The sequence below is a fragment of the Psychrobacter sp. TPE 89C genome (assembly GCF_055522395.1).
On record NZ_JBVFXW010000069.1, the window covers coordinates 1 to 10,984 of the forward strand.

At 40.1% G+C, this 10,984-nt stretch carries 6 protein-coding genes and 1 pseudogene; 5 read left to right on the forward strand and 2 right to left on the reverse strand.

The genetic code is table 11. The annotated features are described in order from the left end of the window. Positions 1–1,686 (forward strand): annotated as a pseudogene (locus tag ACZW67_RS13450) (hypothetical protein); the annotation flags it as partial. Between the two features lie 184 nt (positions 1,687–1,870). On the opposite strand, the gene ACZW67_RS13455 reads toward ACZW67_RS13450, so the two are convergent. Beyond that, on the reverse strand, positions 1,871–2,776 hold the full coding sequence (locus tag ACZW67_RS13455; RefSeq protein ID WP_465183675.1) for a LysR family transcriptional regulator: 906 nt from the start codon (positions 2,774–2,776) through the stop codon (positions 1,871–1,873). A gap of 252 nt (positions 2,777–3,028) precedes the next feature. On the opposite strand from ACZW67_RS13455, the gene ACZW67_RS13460 reads away from it, so the two are divergent. The 4 genes from ACZW67_RS13460 (at position 3,029) to ACZW67_RS13475 (ending at position 9,468) form a co-directional block, all read left to right on the forward strand. After that, entirely contained in the window at positions 3,029–4,732 is a 1,704-nt protein-coding gene (locus ACZW67_RS13460) for an L-lactate permease (protein WP_465183676.1), read from the forward strand. 35 nt (positions 4,733–4,767) lie between these two features. Then, positions 4,768–6,519: a D-lactate dehydrogenase gene (gene dld / locus ACZW67_RS13465; protein WP_465183677.1), complete on the forward strand. Its 1,752-nt coding sequence runs from the start codon at positions 4,768–4,770 to the stop codon at positions 6,517–6,519. Positions 6,520–6,838: 319 nt separating this feature from the next. Beyond that, positions 6,839–8,521 (forward strand): NAD-dependent malic enzyme, encoded by a 1,683-nt coding sequence (locus ACZW67_RS13470; RefSeq protein WP_197101272.1) that lies wholly within the window; start codon positions 6,839–6,841, stop codon positions 8,519–8,521. A 290-nt stretch (positions 8,522–8,811) separates the two neighbouring features. Then, positions 8,812–9,468, forward strand: coding sequence for an IS1595 family transposase (locus ACZW67_RS13475; RefSeq protein ID WP_465183678.1), 657 nt, complete (start codon positions 8,812–8,814; stop codon positions 9,466–9,468). 30 nt (positions 9,469–9,498) lie between these two features. Here ACZW67_RS13475 and ACZW67_RS13480 read toward each other — a convergent pair whose 3' ends face one another. Continuing rightward, entirely contained in the window at positions 9,499–10,902 is a 1,404-nt protein-coding gene (locus ACZW67_RS13480) for a YjiH family protein (RefSeq protein WP_465183679.1), read from the reverse strand. Positions 10,903–10,984 lie beyond the last annotated feature (82 nt).

A 10,984-nucleotide genomic window follows, 5' to 3' on the forward strand; every position in this document is an offset into this window, starting at 1 on the left:
GCAAACACCGTGAATGCGGGTGGCAGCTTAGCGGCGCCAGTGGTGAACGCCACGGATGGCACGCTTGACAGTGCCGCCACAACGGGTACGGCACCAACTGTAGTTGTGCCACCTATCATTGCTCGAGACGATTCTGATAATCTTGATCTGGAATTACAAGTAGAGACTACTGTACCAATAGATCAAGAGAACTTTAAGTTGCTTGGAGCTTTTGGTGGAAGTGATGGTACGAATAGTAATCTTGGCTTTACAGTGATTGAAAGCGCTAACGGTACTGTCAATATTGAGGTTAAACAGACTGCATTATTACAAGTAGCTGATGCAATTAGTCTAGAAATTTATGACAGTAATAATCAGCTTCTTTACATTGCAGCTAATGAAAACAATCCACTTGTAGGTAACGTTCTTGGCTTAGAAGTTTTAGGTTTAACAAACAACGCTGATGGTTTGACAGCAACCATATCTGGTTTAGAGCCAGGTGACTATAAAATCGTAATACGTAAAGACGAAAGCTTGTTAACAGAGTTAGTGAACGATCTTACGTTGGCAGAATTAGGGCAGGAAGGTGTCTTATTAGGGCCTGATAACCAAGCTGCTGTTTTAGATGCAGTTGCAGATGCATTAGGACCTCTTGGCAGCTTGACTTTTGCACTTCTTGAGCCAATCCTTATTCCATTACTATCTGCACCTGGAGGGTTAGGGATTGATAGTCTAATAACTACTTTAGGAGGTTTCCTTTCAGAGACGCAAATTGACGCGGTACTTGATGACTTAGTTGCTCCCTTGCTTAGCAATACTTTGACACTGCTCGAAACCACGGATGTCACAGCCACACTCACTCAATATAGTTTCGCTGATGATACTGTGATTATAGGTAATGTTCTTAATCCTGATTCATTAGCAACTGATGAAGAGGGTGAAGATACTGTAAATATTAATACCACGCTGACGGCTGTAGCTAGCAACAATAATTTAACTTCAAGCGCAACTCCTACTGATGTTAATGGGATTGATGGATACTCTATCCAAGGTCAGTATGGTGTTTTAGTCATTGATGAGGATGGTAATTATACTTATACAGCTAATGGTGACTATGCATCTTCTGGCCAATCAGAGGTATTTACCTATACTATTTCTGATAATGTCGCTACGAGTACGGCAGAATTAACCATTGATATTGATTTTACAATCGATATGGGTGCTGGTGATGATGTAGTCAATATTACTAATAACATCCTTCAGACGTCGTTAGTTAATTTAGATGACAGTGCGAACACTATTAATATTGATGCAGCTTTGAATGTCAATATTTTAGGGGGTGATGGATTTGATACTGTTAACTTGGCTGGAGCTAATCAAGCGTTAAGCTTATCTGACGTCTTTGAGGTGGAAATGATAGATATAAGTGGTACTGGCGCCAATGAGCTGACTATCCAAGCAGCGGATATTACCAGTTCAGAAACTTCAGATACTATTTATGTCAAAGGTAATAGCGATGATACTGTGGATTTAGGTGGTGTCGGTAATAATCTAAGTGATACAGATGGATCTGGTAATGCGGCAATGTGGGTAAATACTCAAACCACGACGTCAGATGCTGATGGACAACAATATAATGTGTGGGCATTGAGCACTGACTCGGCTACACAGGTCAATATTGATACAGATATCACTAACGTTATCTAATATTGGCTAATTAAATTTTAATTTCTAAAATTAAAATGCTCCCGCAATGGGAGCATTTTTTATAAAAGATAAACAGAAGATTATATTTAAGAGAGGAGTAAAGGCAGTTGGTTTAATATATAACAGTCATATTTGCATACAAGATAGGATTTCTCAAAAATGAGAAACCCTAATAGTGACTTACTTAGCAGTAGTAAGCCTGTTTTTCATGTAATGACTCTCGCAGATACTCAACAAGCAGTTTCAATTTTTGATCTGGTTGCTTTGCTTTAGGGTAAACCGCATACATTCCCAGTCTTTTTCGTGTAAAACGTTGCAAAATCTGTGTGAGCGTATTTTGCTGCAGCTCCTTATAAACAAGTGCTTGTGGTAAAAAAGCGATACCTAAATCGCTAAGGGTCGCTTGTTTAATCGCATCAAGATGGTTGCTATAAAACCGGCCTTCTATAGGAAGCAATTGCTCTGTGCCATCTATATATAGTGGCCATATATCGTTAGCCGCATTATCAAACTTATAGACCAAGCATTTATGATCCTGTAATTGTTCAGGTGTCTGAGGTGTACCATGTTGCTCCAAATATTCCGGCGTCGCACATATCACCCACTGACTATCTATAAGGCGCCTTGCAATAAGTGATGAATCTTCAAGCTCGGCGGTTCTTATGGCCAGATCAAACCCTTCTTCTATCAAATCAACCAATCGATTGGTAATTTGTAAATCCACTGATATTTCTGGGTGTTGTTTACAGAATTCAGCAATAGATTCGCTCAATACTAGATTAGCAGAGACCACCGGTAGAGTGATACGTATGTTGCCTTTCATATCCTCACCGTAACCCCTCACTGCATTTTCGGCTTCTTGAAAGGCAAATTTAGCAATTTTCGCTTTGTTATAAAGAGTCTTTCCTGCATCAGTTAAGCTCAACTTTCTGGTGGTTCTATAAAGTAGCTGTGCGTTTAGGTTTTCTTCTAATCTTGCAATGCGTTTGCTTACGACTGAATTCGTTAATGACAGTTTTTCAGCGACCCTAGAAAATGAGCCTTCATCAACCACTTGAACGAATAAAACCATATCGTCAGCTTTGACCATACTTGTTCTCCAATTGGTGTAATTTGTTTTGGATTATAGCAAAAAAAGAAAATAATATTGTCCTTTGATGCAATATATCAATGTATGGACAAAGCGTAGAATATTTTGGGGAATTTTGAACATTTAGTCGGTGCAATTATTAGCACTCATTGTGCATGACTGTTTAAAACTTTCTAATCACCATTAAGTCATAAAAATAAATATTTAGATGACTTTGCTCAAGGAAGATTACACGATAAAAAGGATATGATTTTGAATCAAACAATATATGGGCTACTGGCATTACTACCAATCATTCTCTGTGGTGTTTTTCTGATAGGCATGCAATGGTCAGCCAAAAAAACCATGCCAATTATTTTAGCCGTTACTGCCGCGCTTGCTCTCTTTGTATGGGATATGACGCTTAATCGCGTGTCCTCATCGATCATTCAGGGTTTGGTCATTACCGTTTCAGTATTGTGGATCGTATTCGGTGCTATTTTTTTACTCAATACGCTAAAACACACTGGTGCCATTGCTGTTATCCGTGCTGGGTTTACCAATGTATCGCCAGATAGACGGGTGCAAGCCATCATTATTGCATGGTGCTTTGGCTGCTTTCTTGAAGGGGCTGCTGGCTTTGGTACAGCTGCCGCTATTGCAGCACCTTTACTCGTCGCGATAGGGTTTCCAGCACTGGGGGCGGTATTGATGGGAATGATGATACAAAGCACGCCTGTATCATTTGGTGCGGTCGGCACGCCTATCGTTATTGGAGTAAATAAAGGATTAGATACAGCGGCCATTAGCGCCCAGTTAGCACAAGGTGGGCTAGAGTGGAGCGACTTTTTACAACTGATTACCAGCCAAGTCGCCATGATGCATGGTGTTATTGGTACGTTTATGCCACTTTTTATGGTGATGATGCTCACGCGCTTTTTTGGTAAAAACAAAAGCTGGAAAGAAGGCTTTGCGATTTGGCCATTTGCTATTTTTGCGGGTTTGGCATTCACGATTCCCTATACGCTAACAGGTGTTTTTTTAGGACCAGAATTTCCGTCACTGGTCGGTGGCTTGGTCAGTATCACTATCGTTGTTAATGCTGCAAAACGTGGCTTTTTAGTACCAAAAACCACATGGGATTTTGAACCGAAAAAAAGCTGGCCAAGTGAATGGATGGGTAAGTTAGTAGTCAGTAAAGATGATTTGACGCCAAGTTTAGATGGCAACAAAATGTCGACTATTATGGCGTGGTTCCCTTATTTACTGGTTGCCCTTTTACTGGTGTGTTCAAGAGTATTAACAGGCTTTCAGTCTTTGCTTAACAGCGCAACAGTAGACCTAACCTCGATTTTAAGTGAGGCAGATATCAGTGCCAGTTTTAGTCCTTTATACTTACCAGGCGGCTTGTTATTAATCAGCGCCTTGGTTGCCGCCGCTTTTCAAACCAAAAAACCAGGCAGTGCACTAAGCAGTGCCTTTAAAGAATCAGGCAAGACTGTTTTAGGGGCTGGATTTGTCCTTGTTTTCACAATTCCAATGGTTAGGATTTTTATTAATTCAGGCGTAAACTTATCAGATGTGGCGAGTATGCCAGTCGCCAGTGCAGAGTTGTTTGCTGGTACTTTTGGTAGTGTTTTTCCCTTAATCAGTGCAACCATTGGTGCATTAGGTGCCTTTATTGCCGGCTCTAATACCGTATCCAACATGATGTTCAGTCAATTCCAATATGAAGCCGCCATGAGCTTACATGTTTCACCTTCATTAATCATCGCGGCTCAAGCGGTTGGTGCTGCAGCCGGTAATATGATTGCGATACATAATGTCGTGGCTGCATCAGCAACGGTGGGTCTACTGGGTATGGAAGGTGCCACACTTAGGCGTACTATTTTACCTACCCTCTATTATGTGCTGTTCTGTGGCATCATCGTCATGGCTGCCATTTACCTCTTTGGTTTTCAAGGGCCTTTAGCATAATGAGTGACACACAATCACAAGTTAAGGAGCATCATATGGCTTCATCAAACCTTTTCTCATCAAATATAACGTATCCGGACACACTCCGTCCTGATCTAGTGTTAGAGAAGCTAACGCATTTACTGGGAGCCAGTAATGTACAGTCTGATCCAGAGAAAAACGAGCACTATAGAATGGGGTGGCGCTCTGGTGGCGGCAATGCTTTGGCTGTTTTGTTTCCGCAAACACTGCTTGAGATTTGGCGCAGCTTAGAAGTGTGTGTAGAAGGCGATTGCATCATTATCATGCAAGCGGCAAAAACAGGACTGACTGAAGGCTCAACACCGAGCGGTAATGACTACGATAGACCGGTGGTTGTGATTAACACGCTTGCAATGAACCAGTTGTATTTGGTGAATGACAACGAGCAAGTGATTAGCTTGCCTGGGGCGACATTACATCAGTTGCAAAGTGAGCTTAATACCGTAAATAGGGCGCCTCACTCCGTCATCGGGTCCTCGACATTGGGTGCGTCTATTATTGGTGGTATTTCTAACAACTCCGGCGGTGCGTTGGTTAAAAGAGGCCCTGCCTATACCGAGCTTGCACTGTTTGCCCAAATAAACCAACACGGTCAGCTAGTATTGGTTAATCATCTAGACGTAGAATTGGGCGATACTCCGGAAGAAATACTCACTAATTTACAAACAGGTAATTTTGATAAAAGAGAATTACCTGACACTGGTAAGCTCGCATCTGACAAAGAGTACATCGCTAGAGTAAAAGATGTTGATGCAAGCACGCCAAGCCGATTCAATGCGGATAAGCGAAGACTATATGAAGCCAGTGGCTGCGCTGGCAAGCTTGCCGTGTTTGCAGTACGTCTTGACACTTATCCAATAGCGGTAAAAGAGAAAACTTTTTATATAGGCACCAACAGTGTAAGTGAGCTTGCACAGCTCAGAAGGCAGATATTATCGAGCTTCGATAATATTCCGGAAGTGGGTGAGTACATGCATCGTGATATATTTGATGTATCTGCTAAGTATGGCAAGGACACGTTCCTGAGTATTAAGCATCTTGGGACAAATGCCTTACCTAGATTGTTTTCTATCAAAGGCGCTATGGACGCAAAGTTCCATAAATGGTCATGGATGCCAAAGCATTTCACTGACAAAGTCATGCAGTTCATCGCCAATATATTTCCCAAGCATTTGCCGAAGCGCATGATGGAGTATCGCGATCAATACGAGCATCATCTCATCATAAAAATGAGTGATGAGGGTATAGCAGAGGCTCAAGACTTTCTGAAGACGTTCTTTGCCGCGTCAGACACAGGTAACTATTTTGAATGTAGCCAGGAAGAGTCAGAAAGCGCGCTTTTAAATCGTTTTGCCGCAGCCGGAGCCGCATTACGCTATGAAGTCATGCATGAAAAAGAAGTCGGTGAGATATTGGCATTGGATATTGCCATACCGCGTAATGAATTAGAATGGCTTGAAACTTTACCTGAGGAAATTGAAAAGCACTTAGAGATGAAGCTTTATTACGGGCACTTCTTTTGCTATGTGTTTCATCAAGATTATATTTTGAAGAAGGGCAGTGATGCACATCTTGTTAAAAAGATGATGTTAGAGTTGCTGAGCGCCCGTGGGGCCAAATATCCTGCTGAGCATAATGTCGGGCATCTATACGAAGCAGAACCTGATTTGCAAAACTTCTATAAAAGTCTAGACCCAACCAACACCTTTAACCCGGGTATTGGCAAAATGTCGAAAACCAAACGTAATTGCTCGTGTTGTTTATAACTGGACTCTAAAACTGGCATTGGCCTGATTATTTATCAGTTGCTAAGTTGCTAAGTTGCTAAGTTGCTAAGTTGCTAAATAGTTCAGTGTTTGTTTATTATAAATGTTCAACACACCCTAGAAGCGCTACCGATTGGTAGTGCTTTTTTATTATTTCTCGGTAAATGTATCAGTGTTATCAAGCTTAGAGCCACACTTATTCAAAATGATTTTGTTATCTATTGTTAAATACCAGTCGATGCTATGTATAATGCAGCACTAGCATAGCTTTCACTTAGTATGGCTTTCACTCATATGCCTTTAATAAGAAGATTACATTATGTCAAACAAGCGTCCTTTATATATTCCCGTTGCTGGCCCCGCTCTTTTAGAAACTCCTTTACTGAATAAAGGTAGTGCTTTTTCATCAGAAGAACGTAGTAGCTTTAATTTAACGGGGCTATTACCTCATAATATTGAAACGATTGAGGAGCAATCATTACGTGCTTATCATCAACTGAGCTCATTCACTGACGCTATGGATAAGCATATTTATTTGCGTAATATACAAGATACCAATGAAACCTTATTTCATCATCTCATTGAGCAGCATATCGAGGAAGTCATGCCGCTCATTTATACCCCAACCGTTGGTCAGGCGTGTGAAAAATTCTCGCAAATTTATCGTCGTAAACGGGGTTTGTTTATCTCATATCCTGAGCGTCATAAAATCGATGATATGCTACAAAATGCCACCAAACAAAACGTCAAAGTGATCGTTGTTACTGACGGTGAACGTATCTTGGGCCTAGGGGATCAGGGTATTGGCGGTATGGGTATTCCAATCGGTAAGCTGTCTTTATACACGGCTTGTGGTGGTATTAGCCCGGCTTACTGTCTACCTATTTTGCTGGATGTCGGTACCAATAATCAACAGTTGCTTGACGATCCTATGTATATGGGCTGGAGAAATCCGCGTATTTCTGGCGATGAATATAACGAATTTGTGGACTTATTTATTCAAGCCGTTAAGCGCCGTTGGCCAGAAGTGTTGTTGCAATTTGAAGATTTTGCTCAGGAAAACGCGACCCCGTTATTGAATAAATATCGTGATCAGCTATGCTGCTTCAATGATGATATTCAAGGGACTGCTGCGGTATCGGTTGGTACTTTGATTGCAGCGTGTCTAAATAAAGGTCAAAAACTTAGCCAGCAGAATATCGCATTTTTAGGCGCAGGATCTGCTGGTTGTGGTATTGCTGAGCATATTATTCGCCAAATGCAGCGTGAAGGGTTGACTGAAGAGCAAGCTCGTAGTCAAGTATTTATGGTTGATCGCTATGGTTTATTGACAGATGGTATGACAGAGCTACAAAAATTCCAAGAACCGTTAGTACAAAAAGAATCAGCTGTTGCAAGCTGGGATAAAAGTAAGAAACTCGGCTTAGCGCAAGTGGTTAAACAAGCAAAAATCACCGTATTATTCGGTGTTAGCGGACAAAAAGGTCTGTTCACCCAAGAGGTAATCGAATCGCTATGTGCTAATACTGAACACCCAATTGTACTACCACTTTCAAATCCAACTTCTCGTGTTGAAGCGACGCCGCAAGAAGTCATGAATTGGAGTAAAGGTAAGGCAATTGTTGCAACGGGTAGTCCGTTTCCTCATACCACTTATAACGGTCAGTCTTTTGAGGTTTCTCAGTGTAATAACAGCTATATTTTCCCCGGTATTGGTCTAGGTGTTTTAGCAGCACGTGCGACAGGTATCAGCGATAATATGCTAACGGCGGCAAGCCAAGCCCTTGCAGATATATCCATGGAATACGAAAAAGCACCTGGTGCCATATTACCACCCATTAGAGTTATCAGAGAGATCAGTGAAAAAATAGCGTATGCAGTGGCATTGCAGGCAGCTCAAGATAAGCTAGCACTACCTATCACATCGGAGAACTTACAACGCCGGTTAAAAGCGAATTTTTGGTTACCTGAATACCGTAACTATCGTCGTACTTCTTTCTAGTTTTAGAAATTAGATATAACAAACCCTAATATCAGGTATATTATCTAAGTACAATACTGAATAAAAAAGGGAGTTGATGAGCCTATTATGCCGGAGAAGGTAGCTGGCTTTGCAAAACAATTCTTGTCAGTAGCCTGATGTTAATAGCAAAAAACCACCTATCAAGGTGGTTTTTTTTGCTGATTTTTTTCAGGATTGGTGAGTCTGGCTTTCAGAAAACCCTCTTGCAAAGCAAAAATTGCAATTTAATATGGGGCTGTAGTAGATAAGCACTATGCTAGACTACTTTTATGAAGATAACCCGTTGTAAACTAAGTAAAAAAGTACAGCGAAGGCTATTAGAGTTTTTCACGGCTGAAGTAACTGCTAGAACAGCCGCAGATTTGCTTAATATCCAGCCTAACAGTGCTGCACTTTTTTATCATAAAATTAGACTTGTTATAAATCATCATCTCTCATTACAAGCTGATGAGCTTTTTGATGGCGAAGTCGAATTAGATGAAAGCTACTTTGGCGGCGTACGCAAAGGCAAAAGAGGTCGCGGAGCTGCTGGTAAAACAGCCGTGTTTGGTATCCTAAAACGACATGGTAAGGTTTATACCATTGTCGTAGCAGACACCAAACAAACCACCCTAATGCCTGTCATCAAGCGTAAAATCAAGCCTGACAGCTTTGTTTATACTGATAGCTATCGAAGTTATAATGCATTAGATGTGAGCGAATTCAAACATTTCAGAGTCAATCACTCTAAAGAGTTTACTTGTGGTAAAAACAATCACATCAACGGCATTGAGAACTTTTGGAATCAGTCTAAACGAACGCTCAGAAAATATAATGGAATTGATAAGAAGAATTTCCATTTATTTTTAAAAGAGTGCGAGTTTAGATTTAACTATGGGTCACCATCTAATCAGCTTAAAACGCTGAAAAAATGGTGTGATATTTAATCCTTATCTACTACAGTCCCTTTAATATTATTAGAAAATCATATGAGCACATAACGCAATAATCGGTAATGAAATAATGGTTCTTAATAGGAAGATGACTAATAACTGAAAAAAGCTCACTGGAATTTTAGTACCTAGAATCAATCCACCCACTTCCGACATATAGATCAATTGAGAGACTGACAAGCAAGCGATGACAAACCGAGTTAGTTCTGATTCTATTGAAGAACCGATAATCGCAGGCAAAAACATATCGGCAAAACCCACCATAATGGTTTTTGACATCTCTGCTGCAAAAGGTATATTCAATAATTCTAAGAATGGAATAAACGGCATACCTAAATAATCAAATACAGGGGTTTCTTCTGCAACGATTAAGCCCATCGTCCCGATTGCCATAACGACGGGTAATATTCCGATCCACATATCTAAAATATTCTTTAACCCATCATTTAAGAAAGTAGAAAAGCTTGGACTCTTTTCTGCTTTGTGAACCGCTTTATGTAAGCTGTGGGTAAATAATGTTTTTCCTTCAGGGATGGTTTCATGATCTCTATCACTATTTTCTACTACATACGTATCGTCAATTTTAGATAAGGGAAATAACCTTGGTACGATTAAGGCACAAACAATCCCGCATAAAGCAACCACCCCAATCATATTGAGAAAATAGCTTTCTAGTTTAACTTGAGAGATGACAACCAAACAGAATGTAATCGAAACTGCTGAAAAGCTGGTAGCAATAACGGCTGCTTCTTTTTTGGTATAAAATCCGCCTTCCAATTGTTTATCAGTTAATAACACGCCAATAGTGCCATCACCCAACCATGATGTCAGACAATCTACAGAGGACCTACCGGGCAAACCAAATAAAGGTCTCATTACTTTACTTAATAAAACACCAAAGAACTCTAATAAGCCAAAATCAAGTAGTAGTGGTAGCAATAATCCAGCTAAGAAAAACACGATAAAAAGTATTGGCATTAACTCATATAATATCAATCCACCGATACTATCTGAATATATTGCCTCAAACCCAAATTTAAAATAGGTAACGACAACAAAAAACGCACCAAGCATTCTAATGATAAGCCAAGGTGTTGTAACGTTCAGTAAGTTATTTAAAAATGAATTATTCAAAATCACTGAAGGCTTCATGATTTTAGTATATAAGGTACAACACAGTGTAATCATAATTGAGATTACAACAAGCAATGGTAAAATATCACCCATGTAACCTTGTATATAATCCTTTAACACAGAGATAGGAATGGTAAATCCTTCCGCATATGATACAAACTTACCATCTACATAGGGAATTGGAAATACGAAGAGCAACAGACCTATTATAGAGGGAATAAAGAATTTTAAAAACTGTCTGATACTGATATTGCTAACATCTTGACTTGAAGAACTAGATTTAATAATGTCCATATTATTGATACTCGCAGTCCATTTTATAACTAGCCTAAATAAATATTTTCAATAAATACATTTAGGCCAGATGCTTTAACTT